Here is a 23,613-nt window from a genome sequence, read left to right as displayed (position 1 = left end):
GCGGTGCAGACGGCCGAACAGCGGGTTGCTCCGGCTGCCCGCCAGCCGGAGCAGGCGACGAAACCGCAGGCTGCGAGGCAGCCGGCGGCGCCGAAGGCTCAGCAGGCACACCGGCGAGCGAAGTCGGCAGATCGATACCCGCAGCCTGCGAACCTGCGGATTCCTCCCGTTGCGAAGCGGACAGCTCGGGTCGCTGCGGAGGCCGGGACTCGACGTGAGGCACCGCATCGGCGGCATCCGGGGGCGAGGCCGAGGCAGCCTGCGTGACCGTCGACGGCTCAGCGAGCTGGTCGGGTGCGGACTCGCCGTGCTGCGAAGCGGGCTCCGCAACCGATGCCACCGAAGGCGAGGCGGACGAATCGGGCTCTCTGACCGTCGGCGACTCGACAGCCCGATCAGGCTCCGGCACGGACTCGCCGGACACCGAACCAGGCTCAGCGGCAGGTGACCCGGAACTCGAGTCCGACGAGTCGAGCTCTGCGTCTGCGGGCGACTCGGGTCGCGCCACCTGCTCGGCAGGCGCCGGCAGCGATGCAGACTCGCCACTCACCTGGGCGGACGGCGCCTCGCCAGACTCTGGCAACGCGTGCTCGGTGTCGGACACCGCCGGATGGGGCGCGGGATCGGTCGGGACCGGTTCTGCCGGCACCTCCGCTGCGGGAGCTTCAGATCGGGGCGCCGGTTCGGCTTCGGTCTGGAACTCCGCGGCGGAGGTTTCCGGTTGCGGTGTCGCCTCTGGCTGGGACTCGCTTGGGGGGGCTTCGAACTGCGGCGTCGCTTCCGTTCGGAACTCCGCAGCGAGAGGCTCCGGCGCCCTTTCTGCCGGCAACTCCACGGCACGAGCTTCAGACTCGGACGACGGCTCTGCCTGGAACTCCCCCATGGGGGCCTCAGGCACCGGTTGGAACTCCGTGACAGGAGCTTCGGACTGCGGCGTCGGTTCCGTCCGAGACTCCACCGGGGCGGCTTCGGGCTGCCGCGCCAGTTCCGATTTCGGGCCGACATCCGACCGCACGGGCTCGCTCCGCCGCGCCTGCTCCGAGTTCAGGCCGACCTCCGACCCCGCAGGCTCGCTCCGCCGCACCGGCTCCACCGACGGTTCCGAGCTCGGGCCGACCTCCGACCGCGCGGGCTCGCTCGTCGCCGGGGTTGCCGGTGGCTCCGTGCCGATCTCGTCAGCCACGACCTCCGACGGCGCGGCGGCCTGCGGCTCCGGGCGGGTCTCCCCCACCGGGGTGCGCACAGGCGGCTCCGCGGGCAAGTCCGGCTGAGCCACCGCCGGCGGACGAAGGTCCGACTGGATGGGGGCGGCCGGTGGCTCCCCCGCCGGCACGTCCGGCTGGGCGCCAGGCCGCGAGGTCTCCGCAGCGGGCGGCGCGTGCCTCGGCTCGCCCACGTACGCCGGCGGGGGGCCGGCGGGCTCGGAGGTTTCCGGGGCCGCGTGGCGGGCCGTCTGCTGGGGGGTCTCGACCCGGCCTGGGAGATCCGCGGTCACCGACCACGCCTGCTCGGGGTCCAGGGGGCGGCTTTCCCAGCTCGGCGGGGGTTCCGGGCGGTGCCGGCTCGGCGTCGCGTCCTCCATGTGGCCCCACGCCGGGCCCGCGACGGACGCGCCGAACCCGATCGGCGGCTCGGTCTCGGGCGGCCTGGCCGGTCCGCCCTGCTGCGTCTCGGCGAACCCGGCCGGGCGAGCCGCCGGACCGGGTCGTGACTCGCCCGGGAGAGGGCCCTCGGCCGACGGACCGGGTTGAGCCGAAGGCGCCCCCGGCGGCGCGTGCGGCATCGTGCGCCAGACCGGTGCCGGGCCGATGTTCATCGCGGCCGGCGCCTGCCCCGGCGGGGGCGGTGCTCCCGGTGGCGGGGCCTGGGGGCGGGCCGCCGGCTTCGGAATCGGGTCCAGGCACGACACCAGGACCGTCGTGTTCATCGGGTCTTCGACCTTGCGGCCGCTGCGCTCGCGGTAGACCATCTCGCCGTCGGCGTCCATCTCGACCAGGTAGCCCGCCTCCGCGAGCTGCTCCTCGTCCAGGTCACCCAGCTTTTCGTAGCGGGACGGGACCACGCGGTAGATCGGCCACGCCAGGCGCGCGTTCTCGGCGTGGAACTGGGCCAGCAGCGCCGCCATCTGCTGCTGCCACGGCAGCGACATGCCCTCGGCCAGCGACCTCGGCAACACCACGTACCCCGGGTCGACGCCGGGGTAGCCGACCCCCAGCTGGTCGGCCAGTGGCGTGCTGGACGCGGGGCGGGCCGACTGCCTCGGCGGCTGGGGCGCGCCGAACAGCGCCGCCGGGTCCTGGGGACCGCCGGGCTTGCCTCGCTTGCCGAATTTCCGTCCCACGTGCTCATCCTCTGCCAGTACGCGCACCGCCTGCTCGTGGAAGCGCCGCGACGTCGGGTGAATCGGTTCCGTTGTCGGCCAATCCGCCGGCCCGCTCGTGTCAAGGGGCTTTAGCCCATGCTAAACGCCGGGCCGGACCGCCTGCGGCACCACTTCGGCCTCATCGAACGAGAACGCCCGTGTGTGCACCGGAACACCGGTCTGCTGCGCCTCGACGACCTTGCCGTCACCGAGGTACATCATCACGTGGTGGATCGTGTTGGGATCCGCCGGATTGTTCGCGAGGAACAGCAGGTCACCGGGTTGCGCCTCGCGCACCGGCAGCATCGCGCCCGCGTGGTACTGATCGCGCGACACGCGCGGCAGGATGATCCCGGCCGACTCGTAGGCCCGCAGCATCAGGCCCGAACAGTCGTACGAGTTCGGCCCTGTGGCGCCCCACACATACGGCTTCCCCTGCTCGCCCAGCGCGAAACTGATCGCCTTCGCCGCGGCCTGGCTCGGCGGCAGCAGCTGGCCCAGTCCGGTGCCGCAGGCGACGACGTCGACGACCTGGCCGACGTTCTCCACCAGCGTCGCCGCCATCGGCTCCCACTTGTGGTACCGGTCCGGGAACCCCGAGCGCTCGACCGCCTGCGCCGCGTCGCCCGGGCGTTTGTTCTCCCAGTCCGGCACCGCGAGGAGGACGTCGAAGAACTTGTTGACCTCGTAGGTCGGGTCGGTGACCTGCGCGTACGTGCCCCAGCCCATCGACGGGCGCATCTGGAAGATGCCGAGGGAGTCGCGGTCGCCGTAGGTCAGGTTGTGCAGTCCCGACTCGGTCATGCCGGCCTGGATCGCGACCTGCCAGGCGCGCGGCGCCAGCGACCGCTGCTTCCCGATCGAGATGATCAGCGCGACGGTGCCGCGCTGCTCGTCGTCCAGGTTCGACGCGTCGGTGGTGCCGCGCTCGCCCTCGCCGGGCTGGGTCGGCCCGACCGAGGCGTCACAGCTGGTCAGCGACACGCCCCGGGCCTGTGCCTGCTGGTTGTCGATGACGACTTTCGCGGCGACGGCGGTGATGATCAGGGCGCCGATCGCGACGAACACGACCAGCCCCAGCCACAACCCCAGCCGGCGCACGGCTCAGCTCGCCTGGTCGTAGTCGGCGACCCGCCAGCCGGCGTTCGTGCTCACCACCGTGATGCTCAGCTTCGGGCCGTCGGTCGGGATCGTCAGCTGCACCGAGCTGGTGTAGGACGTGCCGACCGTGGGCTCACCGGTGACCTTCGTGGCCGGGATGTTCGCCGGGTCGACCGACGCCATCACCGGCAGGTACTCCTCGGTCGTGAACGGCTTCAGCTGCTCCAGCCACTGCGCGGACGTGATGCCCTGCGGGTGGTTCACCCAGGCCGCGGCCCACTCCTTGGCGACGCGGACGGCGTCCCCGTTCGGCGCCGCGGTCGTCGGGGTGGCCAGCGGCTGGGACAGGCGCGTCGGCAGGTTCGACGTCGGCACCGGCGCGGCCGCGCCCGGCTGCGTCGCCGTGACCGAAGTGGTGGTCGTGCCGGGGGCGAGCGGCGACGCCTTGGCCGGCTGCTTGCCCATCACCTTGGGCACCACGATGCCGAGCACGGTGACCAGGATGGCCAGGAAGACCAGCGTCCCGACGAGGTGGCGCGGCGAGCGCAGCGGAAAGCCCCACAGGCGGCGGTAGACCGCGGCGCGGCCGCGGTTGGTCCGGATCGGCATCCGTCACCGCCCCATCACTTGGTCGGTGTCACGCGGTTCCTCACGGACTTCGATGCCCCGCGAGGGCCGGTACAGCACGAAGACCGGCTTGCCGGCGACGACCTCGGGGTCGACGCGGCGCGGCTGCGCCCGCACCCCCGGCGTCCGCGGCGCTTCCGGCGCGGCGTAACCGTTGAACCCGGCTTCGGGCGAGCGCAGATCCGAAGGCACCACCACGGGTTCGGGCTCGTCGTTCCAGCGCCGGTCGGCCACCGGCGACGTGTCGACGCGGCGGCTTTCCTCACCCCGGATCGTGGGACGGCCCCCGGCGCCGACGACGACGTACTCGCCGGGGTCACCGCCGGCCGGGTTGTACTGGCCGTACACCGGGGAGCCGGGCCGTCTGCCCGAAGGCAGGGCACCGGCCGAGCCACCACCGATGGCCCCCGGCCACGCGCCGGACCACGCCGCGGCCGGGCGGGACGCGCTGGTGCCGTTGTTGTCGAGCCGCTGGGCGTTGGCGAAGATCGTCGCCTCGGGCCGGAACCGGCCCCCACCGGCGGTCGCGCCGAGCGGCCCGCGCTGCTCCCCGTCGACGGCGTCATCGGTGTCGCGCACGTTCTGCCAGAACGCGTCCTGCGGCGTCGGACCACTGTTGCTGCGCCGGAACCGGGAGAAGATCCCGCCACTCGGCGACGGCACCGCGGCGCCGACCATGCTGACCGACATCTCGACCATCTGCCACAACCGCCGCACGGGGCGCCCGACCATGAACAGCAACACGGTGATCAGCCCGGCCAGCACCATCTGCGTGAGCATGTTGAGCGAGTTCCCGGCACCGAAGATCGCTTGGAGCAGCAGCATGTGCACACCGGCGAGCACCGAGAGCACGATCAGGTTGAACGCCACTCCCCCGGCGACCTTGAGCACGCGGGGAAGAACCTGCGGCTGGAGCAGTGCGATCAAGCCGATCAGCGGGGCGGTCAAAGCGAACAGCCGGATCAGCACCTGCGCGAGCAGGATGGATGCCTTGGCCAGCAACTGGAACAGCGAGTACACGAGCGCTTGGCCGAGGGAAAGGAACCCGGCGCCGGTGCGGCCGCCGGCCTCGCCGGTGAAGTATCCCGTCGCGGGGCCGAGCTTCGTGGAGATGTCCTTGAAAGAGGCCTTCTTCGCGTCCACGAGGCCGGCATCACCGTCGCCGCCCTGCTGGATCTGCTGCCAGGTGAAAGCACGCGCGTCCAGCAAGGGGGCGCCGAACTGCTGCGCCTGTGGTGCTGTCGCGGAACCGAACTCTCCACGCAGCCAGTTCTCGTAGACGATCTGGCAATGCAGGTCGGTCGGCAGGATGTCCCAGGTCGGGCGGCCCGCCGTCGTTCCCTTGTTCTGACAGGAGACTTGAGCGGGCGCCGGGCTTTGCGCCGGCGGCGGCGCCGTCGGCGGACCGGCGTCGACGAAGCCGGCCTGGATGTTGGTCGTGGTCTGCACGATCGCGTTGTCGATCGGGTCGAGATACCGCAACAGAGCCAAAGACGAAGCGGCAAGCCAGACCGCGGCGAGTCCGTAGAGGGCGCGTTTGCTCACGGCGGCGAGGTCACCACGCCAGATGTTGCGGAACATCATGATCGACATGATCAGCGCGACCAAGCCGAACAACTGGGCGTAGATGTTGTTGTAGATCTTGTCCGCCCCCGCCTTGACGGCGTTGTAGAGCGGGCTGAGCAGACTGCCTTGCAGGACCGTGTAGTGCAGTGAGTTGGTCGCCCCGACGATGTTCTTGCCGAGGCTGAACAGCTGGTTGCCGGCCCAGGTGTCGATCGCCGAGTTCGGCGAGCCGATTCCCGACAACGGGCCGCAGTCGGTTTCGAAGGTGTCCCAGACCATGCCGGCGTAGCCGTACGCCCGATACGGGCTGAAACCCTCACCGTGGACGCCATCAGGCGGATCGAGGGCGCCGACCATGCCCGCGCCCGGGCGTTCCGGGTTCGGCGCCTCACCGCACGCCGCCGCGCTCGCCGCCGGTGCGGTCGCGATCGCCTGCAGGCCCAGCACCAGCATGACGGCGAACATCGTCGCCTTGCGGCTCGGTGTGCGGCGGCCCGGCCGTCGCGGGCCTTCCTTGATCCGTCGCTTCAGCGCGTGCCACCCGGCCGCCATCGACAGCAGGACCGCCAACGTCAGCAGGGTGTTCATGCGCCACGCTCCGCGGTCGCCGGGGCGGCCACGCCGGTGGCGAAGCCACTACTACGACCGGCACCGGTACTTCGGCTCCGGGCCGCGCTCATGCGGCGTCCCGGCCGGTGCCGCCCTTCCCGCCCGTGCGGGCGTGCTGCTGCCCGCCGTGGCCGTTTCCGTTCGACGGCTGCTGGACGTCGCCCTGGACTTCGCCTGTCTCCGACGCCAAGGGGTCCGGTGCGCCCAGGAGGTTCTCGTCCGCCAAGCCGACCTCCAGCTCCGCCGCCAGCTCGAAGTCCTGCTCCAGCTCGATGTCGTCCTCCGGTGGGGAGGCCACGAACGGTTTCTCGTCCGGCGACATGTGCGGCAGGGCCAGCTCGTTGCCCGGGCGGCGGGGTTTCTCCGCGTCCTTCGAGCCCGGCGTCGTGTCCATCACCGCGCGCAGGTGGTCCAGGTGCGGGCCGGAGAAGTCGACGCGGATGCGCTCCACGCCGCCCGCGCCGTCGCCGAAGATGAACTGGCGGGGCTCGATGTCGCGCTCCAGGCCGCGCTGCTGCGCTCCCGGGCGGCGGCCCAGGGCCGCGACGACCTGCTCGTAGCCGACGCCCACCGGGACCTTCAGCAGCCGCAACGCGTCCGCCTGGGCGTCGTCGTCGTCCAGCCGGCCGACGAACACCGAGTCCAGCAGGGTCACGAAACCCTGGATCTTCAGGAAGTCCGCCGGGATCTGCGACGACAGCAGCACGCGGACGTTCCACTTGCGCGAGTCACGCGCGAAGCGGTTCATCAGCACGCGCCCGGTCGGCACCTCCGACAGGAAGAACGCCTCGTCGATCCAGACGCCCTTGCGCATCTCCTTCGGCTTCTCGTAGACCGACCGCTGGGTCAGCCACGCCGCCAGGTTCAGCATCTCGACGCCGAGGGACTCCGCGTCCGTCCAGTACTCGCGCGGGACGCCGTCCTTCGGCAGGGTCAGGCCCGCCATGGTCAGCACCGTCAGGCGGTCGTCGCGGGTCTCGGCGTACGGATCGGCGTCGGTCTCCGGGATGAGCAGCGCCATCCGCTCGCGCATCTCGTCGAGGAAGTCCGCGACGACGCCCGCGTGCTCGTGGTGCTCGCTCGAGTCGCGCCGCAGGGCGTCGATCACCTGGCCCGGGTCGGCGTCGAACCGGCCGCCGACGGTGCGGACCGCGCGCAGCAGCACGATCCGGGTCTGCGCCATCCGCGACACCTCGTACGGCAGGACGCCGGTCAGGACGTCCAGCACGAGACGCCGTCGCGTCGCGCCCGCGAGGGCCTTCTCGCGGCGCCAGGAGCGCTCGGGGTCGTCCTCGTCCATGAAGTGCTCGATCAGCGGCTCGGCGACCACCCGGTACGGGTTGAGGATGCCGGGCTGGGCGTTGAGCAGGTTGATCGGCCGCGCGTAGGGCCGCAGCTCCGGCAGGTCGCACAACCGCGACAGCGGGCCGGAGGGGTCGAGCAGCGTCCAGCTCGCCCCGGCGCGCAGCGTCTTGTAGACGATGCCGCCGCCGAGGAACGACTTGCCGGCACCCAGGCCGGCGACCATCGCGGTCAGGCCCGAGCCGTCGCGGATCTCCTGGGCCATCCACGGGTCCCAGGCCACCGGGCGCCGGGTCGCGGTGCAGGTCTCGCCGAGCAGGATGCCGCGCCGGTCGCCGACCTCCGCGGTCGCCGTCGGCACCGCGGACGCGCCCCAGACGACCGAGCCGCGGCGCATGTAGGCCGCCGAGGCCAGCGGCTCGCCCGGGATGAACTCCCGCGCCAGCGCGTACTGGGCCTCCGGGTGCTCGATGGCGATCTTCGGTTTGTACAGGTCGAGCAGCTGCTGGGCCAGGCGCAGCGCGTCGCGCTCGGTCGGGCCGGACACCGCCAGCCGCCACCAGCTGCGCACGCGGGTCGCGAGCGCGGTGAAGCCCGACGTCATCTCGTCGTCGATCTCCAGCACCCGCCCGGCCTGCCGCGACAGCGACTGCGGCGGCTCCAGCTCGTGCTCGTCGGTGTAGTGCTTGACCTGCGAGCGCACCTTGTTCATCTGGCGCGCCAGCTCGCCCGCGACCTCTTCGGGGCGCCGGACGTAGATCCGCGCGGACACCTCGACGGCGGCGGGCAGCCGGTCGGCGTGCTGGATCCACGGGTCGTCGACCTCGGGGATCTGCAGGCCGTGCATCTGCCCGACGGTGAGGATCGCCAGGTGCCGCGAGACGCCGGCGTTGGAGCCGGTGCGGCCGCGGACGGTCACGGTCGGCGCGTACGGGTCGGCGTAGTAGTCGGCCGCGTCGGTGAAGCTGGCCAGGTCTTCGGGCTCCCAGGCCGCGCCGGGCACCGCGGGCATGTTCCGCGGCGCGGGCAGGCCGAGTGAGCACGAGCGGTGCATCAGCCAGGACATCTCCTCGGCGTGCACCGGCCGGCCTTCGAGCCCGGCGCTGCCGATGACCTGGTCGAGGTGCTCGACCTCGGAGTCCAGCGCGGTCAGCTCGGCGTCGACGGCCTCGGGCAGGATCTTGCGCAGCACCGGCGCGGCCCGCTCGACCGCGCGGTCGACCATCCGCCGGGTCTGCACCTGGACGCCCAGGTAGACCTCTTTTTCGGCCATCGAGCGGCCCATCAGCTGCTGCTGCTCGCCGATCAGGTAGTCGTCGAACGACAGCGCGCCCGGGACGTCGTTGGGGCGGCCGTGCGCGTTGTAGACGTGGGCCTCGGCCCACATCCGGATCGGGTACGGCCGGTTCGTGACGCGCAGGTGCAGCCAGCGGCCCTGCAGCTCGGCGTACTGCCCGGCGATGGCCGCGACGAGGTCGCGGCGCTGCGAGTCGGAGCGGAACGACCAGCGCTGCGGCGCCAGGCGGTACCAGGCGTAGACCTCGTACCCGCTGCGGACCAGGTGACCGTCGATGCTGCGCACCGCGATCGACGGGGTGTACGCCGGAATCGCCTGCTCACCGGGCAGGCGACGGCCCTTGGTGCTGCTGCCGCCCGAACCGTTCCGCGCCGCGCGGACCTGCTCGGGCGGCTGCCACGCGCCCGAGTGTGCGTCCCGACCTCTACCTCGGCTACCGCCGCGACCGAACAACGACTACCTCCCGGCCGGGGTCGCACTGCGGCGGCTCCGGCGCGCTCGTGTGGCTCCCTGGACGACGGCACCCGGCTGTGGGCCGTGGTGCCGGTACTGCCGTCTCCGACGGTGCTTCGGCAACGGGCGCTCCGCCCGCACCCGGACGCGGCTGGCGCTGACGGCGCCGCCCGTGCCCGTGGTCCGCGCCCGCGGCGTGTTGAGCTCGCGCCCGGCCATCGAGACCACCGTGCCGAGCGGCCGCTCGTGGCTGATCTTGGCCGTCAGCAGCCGGGTCACCACGATGGTGGCGATGAACGCCCACGCCGTCGAGAAGAACCCGAAGCTCCACCCGGCCCAGCGTTCGACGCCGAGGACCACGAAGAACACCGGGATGCCGATGAGCCACGCGACGTAGCGGGCCCGCCAGGGAAAAGTCGCTTTCGGGGGGCCGAGCCACACGGCGTCGACCCGGTAGACCTCGTCATCAGTCCTGATCCGCACGTGGGCTCCGCCTCAGCCGGTGAACAGGCCGGCGATCCACTGGCCCACGTTGACGCCGGCGCCGCTGACCGCGAGCCCGATGATCGCGAGCGCGATGACCACGCCCGCCAGCCGGCGCATGACACCGGCGTTGTCGCCCTTGCCACCGCCCAGCCACAGGAGCAGGAGCGCGACGGACAGCAGCACCAGGGGGATGACGTTGTCGAGCAGCCACTGGCGCACGTTTCCGGTGCCCAGCTCGCCGGCGGCCAGCGTGTCGAGGGTGGTCAAGGTCATCATCGCGTTACTCCCGGTGCGCGGTGGGGGCCGCGCGGTTCTGGCTCAGGCAGTGCTTCGAACAACATCATGGCGGCTACGAGGGGTAGCGGTCAAAGCGCGCTGAGTAGGTACCCGGCTCGCTGCTCAACCGGGAGGGCGCGCTTGTTACCCGAAATCTCCACGCTCACCATCATCGCGGCAAGGGTCCTCCGGTCAAAGCCCGGCCGCCCATCGTTTTTGTCGCACCGCCGAACTCACTCTCTTGGCAGAGAATCGCTCACTTTGCGTGCCCGGCTTGTGACCATCGCCGGGCCCGAAACAGTGTGACACGACCCGAACGGCGGGCTTGCAGGAGTCCACACTGTGACGCCCAGTGGACCGGTCCGCCGAGATCCCGATCTTGGCGACCGCGAACGTCCGTCACTAGGTGTTCAAGACCTCACACAAGTTTCACTACATAGCGTGATCTTGCTCCATTCAGACGCGCCGTTGCCGGGCGAACACGCCGTCCGGGAAGGCGCCCGCCTCGACGGCCTGGCGGCTGAGGGCGCCGCACAGCAGTTCGAGCCGGGCCGTCTTCTCCGGCCCCAGGTGGTCCCACGGCCCGGTCGCGGCCGCCTCGGTCGCGACCTCGACCCGGTCGCGCAGCGCGACACCCGCGTCGGTGAGCGCGCCCCCGGCGTCGAGGATCCCGCGGTCGGTCAGCCCGGTCTCGGCGGCGGCCCACTGCTCGTCGCTCCAGCCGCGGGTCAGTTTCGCGACGTCCACGACGAAGCCCTTGCCGGTGGCGACGTGCGTGACCAGGGCCTCGATGTTGCCGAGGCCGTTGAGCACGAGCGCGGCGATGTGGCCGTCGCCGCGGTACTCGCGCAGCAGCGTGATGGCGTGCCAGAGGGCGAGGTGCGGCTGGCCGGGCCAGGCGAGCGCCGCGTGCGCGGCGTAGAGGGGACGGCCTTCGGCCGTGCAACCGGCGGTCGCCTCGCGGGCCAGGTCGGCGGCTTCGGCCACCTCTTCGCTCTTGAGGGTGTCGTCGCCGAGGAGGCGGGTCAGCGCCTGGTCGACGCCGTCGAGGCGGGCTTCGAGGACCTGTTCGGGCGTGGCCAGCGTCCAGGCCCGCGGGATCACCCGCGCGACGACCTCGGGGTTGAAGTTGTAGAAGGTGGCCGCGACGACCTCGGCGCCGACGGGCCCCATGGCGGCGGAGCGGCCGGCGAAGTAGGGCATCCGCCCCGGTCGCAGCCCGATCCCGGTGAGAGCGGCGTCGACCTCGGGAGCGAAGTAGGTCAGCGCGTGCAAGGAGTCGAAAGCCGACTTGAACTGCGTCTCGTTTCCCGCCATGCGGGCACCCTACCCCCGGGTAACCACTGGGCACGAGCCTTCGCGGCACCCGGTCGTGAGTGGTCAGGGCGGTTCTAACCGCCCTGACCACTCACGACCGGGTGCGGACGAGCTGGCGTGTAAGCCGGATCCTGTTCCCCGGTCGCCTTGCGGCTCGCGGGGCGGCGGTCATCCATCTCGGCCTGCCGTCGCCGGCAGGCTCCAGCGGCCTACCCGCAGACTCGGACGGGCCGTCCTCGAGCGCCTGCGCAGGAGCCGAAGCTCCCTCTTGGCCTTGCTCCGGGTGGGGTTTACCTAGCCGTCCCGGTCACCCGGGACGCTGGTGGTCTCTTACACCACCGTTTCACCCTTACCCCTGGTCCGAGAACCGGGGCGGTCTGTTTTCTGTGGCACTTTCCCGCGGGTCACCCCGGGTTGCCGTTAGCAACCACCCAGCCCTGTGGAGTCCGGACTTTCCTCGAACCGGGTCGCCCCGGCCCGCGACCGCCCTGCCAGCTCGTCCGCGCCGAGGATCGTACCCGGGCGCGCTCACCACCCCGCGACGGCGCCGCTGTGGTCGCGGTCGCCTCCTTGGCGCGGGCGGACGATCTCGGGCGCGGGCCGGGGTTCGGTGCCCGGCGCCCGCCGGCCGCGCGCGAGCTCGGCCGTCCAGTGCAGGACGGCGGCGGGGCTGTCGAGACCGATCAGCCCGACGAGCCCGCCGTCCCGGACGAACCCGGTGATCGGGCGGGTGCCGGGCGCCGGGGATTCCAGCAGCACCGTGTCGGTGCCGAGCATGGGCCGGCCGGCGACCTGGATGCGGACGCCGTGCTGTTCGGACCAGTAGCGCGGCACCGGCGTGTACGCCGGCGAGCCCTGCGGCCCGGTGAGCAGGTTGTCGGCGGCAGCGCGGCTCATCTCGACCGAGTTGAGCCAGTGTTCGTCGCGCCGCGGCACCGGGTCGAAGCGGAAGTTCGGCCAGCGGGCGACGTCGCCGGCCGCGACGATCGTCTGCGACCCGACGACGTGGCACGTCGGCCCGCAGACGACGCCGTCGTCGAGCGGGAGCTTGGCGCCGCGCAGCCACGACACCGCGGGGACGCTGCCGACGGCGACCACGACGCAGGCGACGTCGAGGGCGCGCCCGTCGGTGAACTCGATCCCGACCGACGCCGAGGTGGGCCGCCACCGCCGGACCGCGGTGCCGAGCTCGAGGCGGACGCCGCGGGCGGTGTGCAGCGCGGTGAGCCACTCGCCGATGTCGGGGCCGAGGACGTCGGCCAGCAGCGCCCGCGCGCGGCCGATGAGGACGACGTCGCGGCCCATCTCCCGGAGGCTGGACGCGACTTCGCAGCCGATGAAGCCGTCACCGACGACGGCGACCGGGCCGCGGCTGGTGGCGAGCGCGCGCTGGAGGGCGATCGTGTCGGCCAGCGTCCGGACGACGACGACCCGCGGGTGGCCGTGCGGGGCGCCCGGCAGCCGGCGCGGTTCGACGCCCGTGGCGATGATCAGCCCGTCGTAGCGCAGCTCCTCGCCGGCGACGTGGACGACCTGCCGGTTCGGCGACAGGCCCGTGACGGCGGTGGCGAAGCGCCACTCGGCGTCCACTTCGAGCGGGTCGGCCAGGAGCGTGTCGGCACGGCTGACCGCGCCGGTGAGCAAGTGCTTGGACAGCGCCGGGCGGTGGTAGGCGATGTCGGGCTCGGCGCCGATGACGACGACTTCGCCGTCGAAGCCGAGTTCGCGCAGCCGCTCCGCGGCGCGCAGGCCGGCGAGGCCGGCTCCGGCGATGACGATCCGTTCGCTCATCGGATGGCTCCCACCAGGTGGATGGCTCGCATGGGACAGGCGCGCGCGGCGGCCCGGACGTGGGGTGTCAGCCGGGCCTCCGGCCGTTTCTCGTACTCCAGCCGCCCGTCGTGGCCGAGCCGGAAGACCTGGGGCGCTTCGGCCTGGCAGACGCCGTAGGAGTGGCAGCGGCCGTCGTCGACGGCGACGCGCAAGGTCTCCACCGCCGGCGCCGGCGCCGGCGCGATCAGCCCGGCGCGGACCAGCGCCGAGGTCGGCAGCACGCGCAGCACCGACAGCACGACCGGCGGGACCAGCACCGTGATCCCGGCGAGCCAGACGACGGCGAGATGGCCGCTCCAGATGGCGCCGAGCCATGCGTGCACCGCGAGCAGGCCGATCGCCGGGTAGCCGAACTGGTGGAAGCGCAGCCACCGGCGTTCGCGCGCGCCGCGGCGCAGGCCGGCCGTGACCGAGATCGCGACGACGAGTTCGAAGCCGGCGACGCCGAGGGCGTGCCGCGTGGTGCCGTCGTAGAACGGGAGGAGCAGGTCGGCGAAGCCGAACGCGTCGTCGTCGAGGAAGAGGAAGGTCAGGCCGTGCAGGGTGCCGGTGGCGAGGGTGAACGCGGCGAGCACGACGTGGCCGGTGCGCAGCGCGTCCTGCCCGGTCCACCGGCGGACCCAGCCCGCGGCGGCCAGGACGCCCCAGCACAGGGTGAAGCACATGCAGAAGTAGGTGAGGCGGCCGGACAGCGCGGCGGCCTCGGCGATCCCGGCGTCGTGCGGCGACGTCAGGGTGTTCAGCGCGGCTGACAAGGACATGGAGCGGCTTACCTCCGGGTGCGCGGCGGGGTCCTGCCGGGGGTTCCGAGCAGGCGGAGCAGACCGAACGTGGCGACGGTGCCGAGGGCGACGAGGAGCGCGCCGAGCGCGACGTCGCCGCCGCCGAGCGTGTCGTCCTCGGTGGCGGCGACGAGCAGGGAAGTGGTCTCGGCGAGGCCGGTGCTCTCGAGCAGCGTCAGGTGCCCGAGCGCGGTGTCGACGGCGGTCTGGGCGAACGCGCGGATGTCGTCGTCGCGGGTGCCGGCGCGGACGTCGGAGGCGAGCGCGAAGAGGTCGCCGTACTCGGCGCGGAGCCGGTTGACGTAGGCGCGGTCGAACTCGTCGCCGGTGGCCGCGGTGATTTCGCCGGCCCAGGAACGCTCTTGGTCCGTCGGCTCGGAGGGCAGCGTGATGGCGACCCGGTCGGCGGCCGCCCCCAGGGCGACGTCGAGGCGGGCCTGGTCGTCGGCGATCCGGGCGGCGACGTCGCGCACGCGGCGGTTCGTGGCGCGCTCGGCCGCGAGCCAGCTGGCCGGCACGGCCCACAGCGTGTGCTGCTTCAGCCGCGTCAGCAGGGTGCGGTCGGTCTGCTGCAGCTCCCCGGCGGCGGCCGGGAAAACGACGCCGAGCACCAGCGCGGCGGTGGCCGCGAGCAGTGCGGCGAATCGGAGCGGCATTCCGTCCCCCTTGTGATGTAGTCCTTACCGGGAGCTACGCGTGAAAGGTGCGGAACGGTTCTCGCCGTCACCTTTTAGAGACTGTGACGTGCATCACAAGACACTTTTTGAACCGGCCGTCGACACTCGCCGTAGCGACCGGGACCCGAATAGCCGGAGAAACTGATGCATATGGCCTATTAAGTGGTTCTGCGCTACGATCTGCAAGCCCTACGGTCCGCCAGTCAGGTGAGGTTGCGAGCTTTATGGAAGCACTGGGCAGAACAGGTCTCGGCCCCACCGGCCACTCCTCGTCCGCCGCCGCGGCCGTCCTCGCCGATGACCCGGCGGACGATCTGATCCCGTTGCTGTACAAAAACTTCCGCGCCACCCTGTTCAGCCAGGTGTTGTCCCTCACCAACTACGACCGGCAGTGGACCGAGGATGTGGTGCAGGAGACCATGATCCGCGCCTGGCAACACTCCGACACCCTCGAACGCGAGCCCGGCATGCTGCGGGGCTGGCTGCTCACGGTGGCCCGCCGGATCGTCATCGACGGCTGGCGGAATCGCCGGGTACGCCCGCAGGAGGTCGCTCTGGAGATCCCGGAAAACGCCGAGACAGCCGACCGCACCGACAGTTCGTTAGCAGCACTAACGATTTCCCGCGCATTGACGGAACTGGACGAGAAATATCAGTCCGTCATCTCCGAGACCTACCTCGCCGGAAATACGGTTCGACAGGCGGCGACCATTCTCGGAATTCCGGAGGGAACCGTGAAATCGCGGTTGTACACGGCGATGCGGCAATTGCGGAAGGCGCTCGGGGAAGTGACGGTGCGATGAAGGCGGGGAAAGGGGCACACCGGGACGCCGCGGCCTACGGGCTCGGCGTCCTCGACGATCCGGCGGAATTCGAGGCGCATCTGGACGGGTGCGCCCGCTGCCGGGTCCGCGTCGCCGAGTTCCGCTCGGTGACCGGCGCGCTGGCACGGGCGGCCGAGCTCGGCTACCTGCCCCCGGGTGACGGGACGGCCCGGCGCCGGAAGTCGTGCCGGTTCGGCGGGCAGCGGCCCGGTTCGGCGACCGGCACGCTCGTGCTGCTGGCTTCAGGCGTCGTCGTGACGGCCTTGTGCGCGTGGGGCGCGGCCTTCGGGAAGGACGGGTTCGCAGCCTCTGCGTCCATCGTCTCCCCTGCTCAGGTCGTCGCCGGCACCGGCGCCCACCTGCGGGTTCTCCCGAGGTCGGCCGGTTACCGGTAGTCTGCCCGAACCCAACATGAAAGTCCTTACGGTGGATACCGAAGTAAATCCCGAGAACCCCGTCAGCGGGGCTTCGGTACCGAAGCGTCCGGCTACGCGGCTCCCCGGCCGCGAGCCCGAACTCAGCCGCTTGACCAGGCTTTTCCCGGTCGTGCTGGGCGGTACGGCGGCCAGCGCGGTGCTGGTCGGCGAGTTCGGTATGGGCAAGAGCGCCACGCTGCGCGCCGCCGCGGCGCTGGCCGCGGACTCGGGCTTCGCCGTCGCGATCGCCACCGGGTCCCGGCTCGAGAGCCACCTGTCCGGCGGGCTGGCCCGGCAGCTGGCCGACGCCCTGGAAAACAGCACCGAAGACCCCGCCTCACCTCGCCCGCGCACCCCGCACGCCGCCGACCTGTGCGGCCCGGCCGGCGAGAGCGAAGCGCTCGAACTCTTCTTCCACCTCGTCCGCGACGCGGCCGAGCGCGGCCCGCTGTTCCTCGGCATCGACAACGTGCACCTCGCCGACGCCTGGTCGATGCGGTGCCTCGCCTACATCCGGCACCGCGTGCTCGACCTGCCCGTGCTGATCGTCCTCACGTCCCTGATCGGGCACCCGCCCCACCGCGACGTGGCCCTGCTGGAGATGGCGGGCTGCACCCCGGCCACGATCACGCTGAACGGCCTCGGCGACGCGGCCGCCGCGGAGATCCTCGGCCTCGCCCCCGGCGAGCTGGCTTCCACCTGCCGCGAGGCCACCGGCGGCAACCCGTACCTGCTGCACGCGCTGCGCCCGCGGCTGCTGCCCGGCGCGGACCCGCGCGCGCTCGGCTCCTCGCTGATCGGCCAGGTCCTCCACACCCGGATGCACGAGTTCCCGCACGCCCCGGCGATCCTGCACGCGGCCGCGATCGCCGGCGAGGACGCGAGCTTCGACCTGCTGGCCCAGCTCGCCGGCGTCGACGAGCTCGACGCGCTGCAGGCGATCGACACCATGGTCCGGCTGCACGTGCTCGACAACAGCAGCCGGCCGGCGCTGACCTACACCTTCGTCCGCAACTCCGTGCTGAAGGACATGCCGCAGACGACGCGGGCGGTCAGCCACGCGCGGGCGGCGAAGCTGCTGGCGGAGACCGGCGCGCCGATCGAGCGCGTCGCCGCGCACCTGCTCGACGCCACCGCGATCCGGATCCCCTGGGGCGTCGACGTGCTGCGGCTGAGCGCGCGCAACGCGCTGTTCGCCGGCGAGGCCGAACTGGCCTCGCGGCACCTGCGGCGCGCGCTCGACGAGCGGCTGAGCTCCGGGCGGCGGGTGGCCGTGCTGCTGCAGCTGGCGCACGCCGAGTTCCAGCTCGACCCGCCGGCGGCCGCGGTGCGGGTGCGCGAGGCCGTCGACAACATCGGCCGTCGCGAGACGGCCGGGTTCATCGCCAACGCCATGCTGCTCTCGCTGTGCGGCGGTCAGGACGCCCGGCTCGCGATCAGCGCGGCCGGCCAGATCGCGGCGCGGCTCGACGCCGGCGGCCCGGACGCCGTCTGGCCACTGCTGAGCATGACCTACCTCGCCGAGGCCGGCAGCCGGCTCGGGCCGCCGCCGGAGTTCCGCGACTTCGAGGAGCAGTGGGCGCCGCTGACCGACCCGGCCGCACGCCGGAGCCGCTCGGCCCTGCTGGCGCTCGACACGGTCCGCAGCGGCGAGTCGGCGCGGGACGCGATCGCGCACTTCGCCGACGCGCTGGGGCAGGCCGGGGCGCCGCCCCGGACCGAGGACTCCCCCTCCCGGAGCGCTCGCGAGCTGGCCGGCGACGACGGCGACCTGTTCGAGCAGCACTACTTCTTCACCCTGGCCACCGCGGTGCTCGCGGACGAGCCGACGCTCGTCGACCGGCTGTGCCGGGTCCTCGACGTCGAGCGCGAGCCGTGGGACGTGCACGTGCCGCAGGGCGCGCTGCCGACCCTGGCCCGCGGGATCGCGCTGCAGGCCGGCGGCGACCTGCAGCGGGCCAGCGTGCACTTCGAGTCGCTGTTGCGGCGGTTCGACGAGCGCGGCGCGACGACGACCTGCCCGGTCGGCGTGCTGTGCGCGGCGAAGCTCGTCGAGTGCTGGGTCGACCTCGGCCGTTTCGAGGCGGCGACGTCGTTGCTGGACCGGATGGACTTCGTCGCCAGCCAGGGCCTGTTCACCCACACGTCCCTGCTGTACGCGCGCGGCCGCCTGCGTGTCGCCACCGGCTACACCCGCTTCGGGTTCGAGGACCTGCTCAGCTGCGGCCGGCGGCTCGCGCACCACGGCATGCGGTTCCCCGGGTTCGTGCCGTGGCGCGCGCACGCCGCCCGCGCGGCGCTCGCGCTCGGCCAGGCCGAGGACGCGGCCCGGCTGGCCGAAGAGGACCTGTCCGCGGCGACCCGCTGGGGTGCGGCGCGCCCGCTCGGCACGGCGCTCACGACGATCGGGCTCGTCCGCGAGGACGACGAAGCCGAGCGGTCCCTGACCAAGGCGATCGCGACGCTGAGCGCGTCGCCGGCCCGCCTGCAGCTGGCGACGGCGCTGACCGAGCTCGGCTCGCTGCAGTCGCACCACGGTCAGTCCGAAAAGGCCATCGAGACGTTGCGGCAGGCCGTCGAGCTGAGCGAGCACTGCGGCGCGCGTCCGCTCGCGCGGCGCGCGGCGGAGGAGCTGCGGTCGTCCCGGCGCGCGTTGACCCCGGCGAAGGACAACGAGCACGGCTTGACGCGCCAGGAAAACCGCATCGCGGTGATGGCCGCGCAGGGCCTGACGAACCGCGAGATCGCGACGGCGCTGCACCTGACCCGGCGCACGGTCGAGCTGCACCTGTCGGGCGCGTACCGGAAACTGGGCATCCCGGGGCGAGCGGAACTCGGTGGCGCGCTGGCGAAGTCCCACCGCGGCGGGTGAAGTCCCACCGCGTGGACGCGCGTTGACCGCCCCCGGCGTCGTTGCTCTACTCGGGCCATGTCTTCGCCCGAGGAACCTCTGAAATTCGCCTACTGGGTCCCGAACGTGAGCGGCGGGCTCGTCACGAGCGACATCGAGCAGCGCACGGACTGGGGCTACGAGTACAACCGCGAACTGGCGGTGCTCGCCGAGAACAACGGGTTCGAGTACGCCCTCTCCCAGGTGCGCTACACCGCCAGCTACGGCGCCGCGTACCAGCACGAGTCGACCGGGTTCAGCCTGGCGCTGCTGCTCGCCACCGAGCGGCTGAAGGTGATCGCGGCGGTGCACCCGGGCCTGTGGCACCCCGGCGTGCTGGCGAAGTTCATCGCGAGCGCCGACGTCATCTCCGGCGGGCGCGCCGCGGTCAACGTCGTGAGCGGTTGGTTCAAGGACGAGTTCACCGGTCTCGGCGAAGCCTGGCTCGAGCACGACGAGCGCTACCGGCGGTCGGAGGAGTTCATCCGCGTCCTGCGGGAACTCTGGACGAACGACCACGCCGAGTTCCGCGGCGACTTCTACCGGATACACGACTTCGACATCAAGCCGAAGCCGGTCGTCTCGCCGCACCCGGAGATCTTCCAGGGCGGCAACTCGACGGCGGCGCGCAAGCTCGCCGGCCGCGTCTCGGACTGGTACTTCAGCAACGGCAAGGACTTCGACGGCTTCAGCGAGCAGGTCGCGGAGGTGAACGGGTACGCCGCGGAGAACGACCACACCGTCCGATTCGGACTGAACGGCTTCCTCATCGCCCGGGAGACCGAGAGCGAAGCGAAGGCCGTGCTGCGCGAGATCGTCGACAAGGCCAACCGCCCCGCCGTCGAGGGCTTCCGCAACGCCGTCAAGCAGGCCGGTAAGTCCACTTCGGACACCAAGGGCATGTGGGCGGACTCGGAGTTCGAGGACCTCGTGCAGTACAACGACGGTTTCCGCACCCGGCTGATCGGCACGCCGGAGCAGATCGCCGACCGCGCCATCGAGTACAAGCGGCGCGGGGCGAACCTGCTGCTGCTCGGCTTCCTGCACTACCTGGAGGACGTCGAGCACTTCGGCGAGCACGTCCTGCCGGTGATCCGGGAGAAGGAACGCGAGCTCGCCCGCGGCGCCGCCACCCCCGAACCCCTGGGCGTCTGAATGTCCTGAAGGGCACCCTCAGGGACACTGGGTCCCTGAGGGTGCCCTTCACGGCGCTCCGGCTAGCGTGAGCGAGTGAACTTGTGGGCGGGTGCCGCGAGCCTGGCGCTCCTGGCCGGGGTGCTGGTTTTCGCGATCGTCCGACCGCGCGGCTGGCCGGAAGCGGTCGCCGCGGTGCCGGCGGCGGGGCTGGCGCTGCTGCTCGGGCTGGTGCGCCCGGCCGCGGCCGGGCACCGGGCGCTCGAGATCCTGCCGACGCTCGGCTTCCTGGCCGCGATCCTCCTGCTGTCCTTTTTGGCCAGTGTGGACGGCGTGTTCGACTGGCTCGGCAACCGTCTCGCCGAGGCGTGCCACGGCAAGCCGAAGCGGCTGCTGGTGCTGACGTTCGCCGCGGCGGCCGGCGTGACGGCGGTCCTCAGCCTGGACGCCACGGTCGTCCTGCTCACCCCGGTGGTCCTCGCGACGGCGTCGAGCCTGAAGATGCCCGCGCGGCCGCACGCCTACGCCTGCGTGCACCTGGCGAACTCCGCGTCGACGCTGCTGCCGGTGTCCAATTTGACCAATCTGCTGGCCTTCGCGGCGTCCGGGCTGACGTTCGCCGGGTTCACGGCGTTGATGGCGCTGCCGTGGCTGGTCACGATCGGCATCGAACTGCTCGTGTTCCTGCGGTTCTTCGCCACGGATCTGAAGCCGCGGGAGACGGCGGAGCCGCGCCGGCACCTGGAGACGCCGACGTTCGCGCTGGTCGTCCTGGCGCTGACGCTGGTCGGCTTCGGGCTGGGCCCGCTGGGCCACGTCGAGCCGGTCTGGATCGCGACGGCGGCCGCCCTGGTCCTCGGCGTGCGCGCCCTGGTCCGGGGCAAGATCAAGCCGTGGCAGCTGATCAGCGAGGCGGCGCCGCAGCTGTGCCTGTTCGTGCTGGGCCTGGCGGTGGTGGTCGAGGCGGTGTCGGAGCACCTGCTCGGCGGCCTGCTGCGGAACGTGCTGCCGACGTCGACGAGCTTGGTGGACCTCCTGCTGGCGGCCGCCGTGGCGGCGTTGCTGGCCAACCTGGTCAACAACCTGCCGGCGACGCTGATCCTGCTGTCGGTCCTGGGCACGCACCCGGCGCCGGGGGTGCTGCTGGCGGTGCTGCTGGGCGTCAACATCGGCCCGAACGCGAGCTACCTGGGGTCGCTGGCGACGCTGCTGTGGCGCCGGGCGCTGCCGCGCCACCCGTCGGCGAAGACGTTCCACACACTGGGGGCGTTGACGACACCGTTGTGCCTGGCCGCGGCGACGGTGGCGCTGTGGCTGGGCCTCACCGTCGCCAGCTGATCGACGAGGAGCAAGGGACGCCGACGCATCGCTCACCCTCGAGCAGCTCGAAGGCCGCTCGTGGGGCGCCCTCCCGCCGACGCGACCAGGTTGGTGAGGACCGTTCACGAACTCCGCCGCAAGCCGCTGGGCACCTTGAGCACCGAAGACCTTCGCGTCCTCCTGCTGCATCAGGAGAGCGTCGACGTGCTGGTGCCTGCCGCGCTGACCCTCCTGGAGGAGGATCCCGCGCGGAAGGCGACTTCTACCCCGGCGACCTGCTCACCGCCGTGCTGAAGCTCCCGCGGGCGTACTGGCCGGAGCACGTTCCCGAATTCAGGCGGGCGTCGGCCGTGGTCGAACGGATCGAACGGCTGGACGACCTCGTCGCACCACCGGACCACGTTCGGCGGCGGATCTCCGCCTTCCGCGCCGGCTGATCAGTTGTTCGGGACCGTCAGGGTCTGGCCCGGCTTCATCGTCGCGCCGCAGTCGTCCAGCGGGCCGCCGAAGCGGTCCGCGGCCACGGCCGGGATCGTCACCTTCGCGTAGTCCTGGGCCGCCTTCAGCTTGGCCGGGTCGGTCACCGCGTCGCGGCGGACCCAGTCGCCGTTGCGCAGGCCCTCGATCGGCGACGCGTAGATCAGGACGTAGTCGCGGTCCAGGCGCGGGTCGAGCGCGATGCCGTTGCCCGCGGCCCACGGGCCCCACGAGTGGATGAACGTCGGCTTGACCGTGTCGAACACGTAGTTGCGCAGGCCCGCCAGGTCGTTGTCGTGGACCAGGTCGGCGATCGGCTTGTTGACCAGGCCGGCCATGTCCACCAGCTCGAGCCGGCTGGTCATCGACGAGCCGCCGAGGTCCGGCAGCAGCAGTGACGCCTTCTGCAGGCCCAGGATGTCCGCGTACGTGTTGAAGCCGCGGCCGAAGCGGTCCGCGACCAGGCACGCGGTGATGTTCGGGTTCTTCGCGAACTTGTCCGCGGCCTGGGCGAACCCCACGGCCGACGGGACGAACGCGGCCACCAGGACCACGACGATCCCGATCCGCAGCAGCGCCCGGCGGTGCTTCAGCAGCTCACCGGCCGCGAGCGTGCCCGCGATGACCGCCAGCGGCCAGATCGGGCTGGCGAACCGGCTCTGGTACATCCAGTCGGCGACCATCACGCCGTACGCGACGATCCCGAGGCCCAGCGGCACCAGCAGCGCGATCAGCGAACGCCGCCACGGCGCCTTGACCAGTGCGAACACGATCACCAGCACGAGCAGGACCACGCCGGCCCAGCCCGCGTACTCGGCCAGTTCGAAGGGGCGCTTCAGCGCGTCGAACCCGGGCAGACCCTGTTGTTTGGCGACCGACGGGTTGGCCAGCAGCCTGCCGAACTCGGAATACCGCCAGACGACGTACGCGCCGAACGGGACGGCGAACGCGGCCACCGACAGCAGCGCCAGCCGGAAGCTCTTCCAGAACAGGCCGTCGCGCAGCAGGAACAGCGCGGCCAGCGGGTACGCGCCCGCGTAGATCAGGCCTTCCGGCCGGGTCAGCGCGGCGAACGCGACCAGCACGCCGGCCCACAGCGCGACCTTCGGGGTCAGCAGCTTGTCGCGCTTCACCGAGACGAACAGCGTCACGGCCAGCGTGACGACGACGAACGCGAACAGCGAGTTCTCCAGGCCGGACACGACCCAGATGACGAACGACGGGATGGTCGCCAGCGTGAGGCCGGCGACCAGCGTGGCGAGCCACGCGAAGCGCGTGAAGATCTGCTTCGCGGCGATGTAGCAGGCGGTGAGGACGCCGCCGGTGAACAGCAGGCCCAGCAGCTTCGGGAACAGCACGTAGTCGGGCAGGCCGAAGAGCAGGCCGTGGTCGAAGAGGCCGACGAGCTTGCCGACGCCGAGCAGCACCATCCACGTCGGGTCGGAGAAGCCCTCGACCGGCGGCGCGCCCGGCTGCAGCACCGGGCCGAGGCCGTCGGCGAAGCTGCGGGCGTAGGAGAAGGTGATGGCGGCGTCGTCGACGATCCAGTGGCCGTAGCGGGCGGCGTGCACCGCGACGGCGGCGACCCCGGCGAGCACGGCCAGTACCGGCGCCAGGCGCGCGCCCCAGCCCCGTGTCGTGGTGGTCGCCACGGGGTCGTCGGGGACGTCGCTCTGGGAAGTCTCGGTGAGTGCGCTAGCCGTCATGTCCTCGTCACTGTTCCGCCCGCAGGCCTCTGCCGGTGGGTTACGCACGAGCCGGCGCCCCATGAATGGACCCGAGGCCGGGCCCACCGCCGCGGCGCCGCGGTCGAGCCACTGTAGCCAATACCCCATCGGGGGTCGGCCACGCGTCGCCGTTGAGC

Annotated in this window: 17 protein-coding genes and 1 other RNA gene; 6 read left to right on the top strand and 12 right to left on the bottom strand. The window is 72.0% G+C overall.

All coding sequences use genetic code 11. The features are described from left to right. Positions 1-2,461: 2,461 nt before the first annotated feature. From OHS18_RS36825 to OHS18_RS36775, 11 genes are all read right to left on the bottom strand, one after another. Positions 2,462-3,463 carry a C40 family peptidase gene (locus OHS18_RS36825; RefSeq protein WP_328444689.1) on the bottom strand — a complete coding sequence of 334 codons (1,002 nt, stop codon included), beginning with the start codon at positions 3,461-3,463 and terminating at the stop codon, positions 2,462-2,464. A 3-nt stretch (positions 3,464-3,466) separates the two neighbouring features. Continuing rightward, positions 3,467-4,072: a hypothetical protein gene (locus OHS18_RS36820; protein WP_328613868.1), complete on the bottom strand. Its 606-nt coding sequence runs from the start codon at positions 4,070-4,072 to the stop codon at positions 3,467-3,469. A gap of 3 nt (positions 4,073-4,075) precedes the next feature. After that, positions 4,076-6,244 carry a magnesium transporter gene (locus tag OHS18_RS36815; protein WP_328613867.1) on the bottom strand — a complete coding sequence of 723 codons (2,169 nt, stop codon included), beginning with the start codon at positions 6,242-6,244 and terminating at the stop codon, positions 4,076-4,078. A gap of 88 nt (positions 6,245-6,332) precedes the next feature. Then, positions 6,333-9,317, bottom strand: coding sequence for an ATP-binding protein (locus OHS18_RS36810; RefSeq protein WP_328444695.1), 2,985 nt, complete (start codon positions 9,315-9,317; stop codon positions 6,333-6,335). A 3-nt stretch (positions 9,318-9,320) separates the two neighbouring features. Next, positions 9,321-9,800, bottom strand: a complete 480-nt coding sequence (locus OHS18_RS36805) for a hypothetical protein (protein WP_328444697.1) — start codon at positions 9,798-9,800, stop codon at positions 9,321-9,323. A gap of 12 nt (positions 9,801-9,812) precedes the next feature. Continuing rightward, positions 9,813-10,079 carry a hypothetical protein gene (locus tag OHS18_RS36800; protein ID WP_247061182.1) on the bottom strand — a complete coding sequence of 89 codons (267 nt, stop codon included), beginning with the start codon at positions 10,077-10,079 and terminating at the stop codon, positions 9,813-9,815. A 456-nt stretch (positions 10,080-10,535) separates the two neighbouring features. Further along, positions 10,536-11,396: an SCO6745 family protein gene (locus tag OHS18_RS36795; protein WP_328444699.1), complete on the bottom strand. Its 861-nt coding sequence runs from the start codon at positions 11,394-11,396 to the stop codon at positions 10,536-10,538. A 104-nt stretch (positions 11,397-11,500) separates the two neighbouring features. Further along, positions 11,501-11,895, bottom strand: an RNA gene (gene rnpB / locus OHS18_RS36790) — RNase P RNA component class A. Between the two features lie 29 nt (positions 11,896-11,924). Beyond that, positions 11,925-13,187, bottom strand: coding sequence for an NAD(P)/FAD-dependent oxidoreductase (locus tag OHS18_RS36785; protein WP_328613866.1), 1,263 nt, complete (start codon positions 13,185-13,187; stop codon positions 11,925-11,927). Next, positions 13,184-13,990 carry a ferredoxin gene (locus tag OHS18_RS36780; protein WP_328613865.1) on the bottom strand — a complete coding sequence of 269 codons (807 nt, stop codon included), beginning with the start codon at positions 13,988-13,990 and terminating at the stop codon, positions 13,184-13,186. Before OHS18_RS36780 ends, OHS18_RS36785 begins: the two co-directional genes overlap by 4 nt. 8 nt (positions 13,991-13,998) lie before the next feature. Beyond that, on the bottom strand, positions 13,999-14,667 hold the full coding sequence (locus OHS18_RS36775) for a DUF4142 domain-containing protein (RefSeq protein ID WP_328613864.1): 669 nt from the start codon (positions 14,665-14,667) through the stop codon (positions 13,999-14,001). Between the two features lie 245 nt (positions 14,668-14,912). Between OHS18_RS36775 and OHS18_RS36770 the strand changes: the two genes are divergently transcribed. The 6 genes from OHS18_RS36770 to OHS18_RS36745 all read left to right on the top strand — a co-directional run bounded on the left by OHS18_RS36770 (position 14,913) and on the right by OHS18_RS36745 (position 21,566). Further along, on the top strand, positions 14,913-15,491 hold the full coding sequence (locus OHS18_RS36770) for a sigma-70 family RNA polymerase sigma factor (protein ID WP_328613863.1): 579 nt from the start codon (positions 14,913-14,915) through the stop codon (positions 15,489-15,491). Further along, on the top strand, positions 15,488-15,907 hold the full coding sequence (locus tag OHS18_RS36765) for a zf-HC2 domain-containing protein (protein ID WP_328613862.1): 420 nt from the start codon (positions 15,488-15,490) through the stop codon (positions 15,905-15,907). The genes OHS18_RS36770 and OHS18_RS36765 overlap by 4 nt, the downstream gene beginning before the upstream one ends. Before the next feature lie 31 nt (positions 15,908-15,938). Next, positions 15,939-18,800 carry an AAA family ATPase gene (locus tag OHS18_RS36760; protein ID WP_328613861.1) on the top strand — a complete coding sequence of 954 codons (2,862 nt, stop codon included), beginning with the start codon at positions 15,939-15,941 and terminating at the stop codon, positions 18,798-18,800. A 57-nt stretch (positions 18,801-18,857) separates the two neighbouring features. Then, positions 18,858-19,973 carry a dimethylsulfone monooxygenase SfnG gene (gene sfnG / locus OHS18_RS36755; protein ID WP_328444711.1) on the top strand — a complete coding sequence of 372 codons (1,116 nt, stop codon included), beginning with the start codon at positions 18,858-18,860 and terminating at the stop codon, positions 19,971-19,973. A gap of 75 nt (positions 19,974-20,048) precedes the next feature. Further along, positions 20,049-21,290 carry an SLC13 family permease gene (locus tag OHS18_RS36750; RefSeq protein WP_328613860.1) on the top strand — a complete coding sequence of 414 codons (1,242 nt, stop codon included), beginning with the start codon at positions 20,049-20,051 and terminating at the stop codon, positions 21,288-21,290. A 93-nt stretch (positions 21,291-21,383) separates the two neighbouring features. Then, a complete protein-coding gene (locus tag OHS18_RS36745; protein WP_328613859.1) occupies positions 21,384-21,566 on the top strand; it encodes a contact-dependent growth inhibition system immunity protein in 183 nt (60 codons plus the stop codon). 143 nt (positions 21,567-21,709) lie between these two features. On the opposite strand, the gene OHS18_RS36740 is transcribed toward OHS18_RS36745, so the two are convergent. Then, positions 21,710-23,455 carry a hypothetical protein gene (locus tag OHS18_RS36740; RefSeq protein ID WP_328444717.1) on the bottom strand — a complete coding sequence of 582 codons (1,746 nt, stop codon included), beginning with the start codon at positions 23,453-23,455 and terminating at the stop codon, positions 21,710-21,712. Positions 23,456-23,613 lie beyond the last annotated feature (158 nt).

The sequence above is a fragment of the Amycolatopsis sp. NBC_00355 genome, from assembly GCF_036104975.1.
In the GTDB taxonomy this organism is placed as follows: Bacteria; Actinomycetota; Actinomycetes; order Mycobacteriales; family Pseudonocardiaceae; genus Amycolatopsis.
Note: the sequence above shows the minus strand (reverse complement) of the source record. Positions and strands in the feature narration are given on the sequence as shown.

Bases quoted from the DNA above. Each gene is read 5' to 3' on its own strand.
- OHS18_RS36820 (WP_328613868.1), bottom strand. From the start codon at position 4,072: ATGCCGATCCGGACCAACCGCGGCCGCGCCGCGGTCTACCGCCGCCTG.
- OHS18_RS36815 (WP_328613867.1), bottom strand. From the start codon at position 6,244: ATGAACACCCTGCTGACGTTGGCGGTCCTGCTGTCGATGGCGGCCGGG.
- OHS18_RS36800 (WP_247061182.1), bottom strand. From the start codon at position 10,079: ATGATGACCTTGACCACCCTCGACACGCTGGCCGCCGGCGAGCTGGGC.
- OHS18_RS36795 (WP_328444699.1), bottom strand. From the start codon at position 11,396: ATGGCGGGAAACGAGACGCAGTTCAAGTCGGCTTTCGACTCCTTGCAC.
- OHS18_RS36785 (WP_328613866.1), bottom strand. From the start codon at position 13,187: ATGAGCGAACGGATCGTCATCGCCGGAGCCGGCCTCGCCGGCCTGCGC.
- OHS18_RS36780 (WP_328613865.1), bottom strand. From the start codon at position 13,990: ATGTCCTTGTCAGCCGCGCTGAACACCCTGACGTCGCCGCACGACGCC.
- OHS18_RS36775 (WP_328613864.1), bottom strand. From the start codon at position 14,667: ATGCCGCTCCGATTCGCCGCACTGCTCGCGGCCACCGCCGCGCTGGTG.
- OHS18_RS36770 (WP_328613863.1), top strand. From the start codon at position 14,913: ATGGAAGCACTGGGCAGAACAGGTCTCGGCCCCACCGGCCACTCCTCG.
- OHS18_RS36765 (WP_328613862.1), top strand. From the start codon at position 15,488: ATGAAGGCGGGGAAAGGGGCACACCGGGACGCCGCGGCCTACGGGCTC.
- sfnG (WP_328444711.1), top strand. From the start codon at position 18,858: ATGTCTTCGCCCGAGGAACCTCTGAAATTCGCCTACTGGGTCCCGAAC.
- OHS18_RS36740 (WP_328444717.1), bottom strand. From the start codon at position 23,455: ATGACGGCTAGCGCACTCACCGAGACTTCCCAGAGCGACGTCCCCGAC.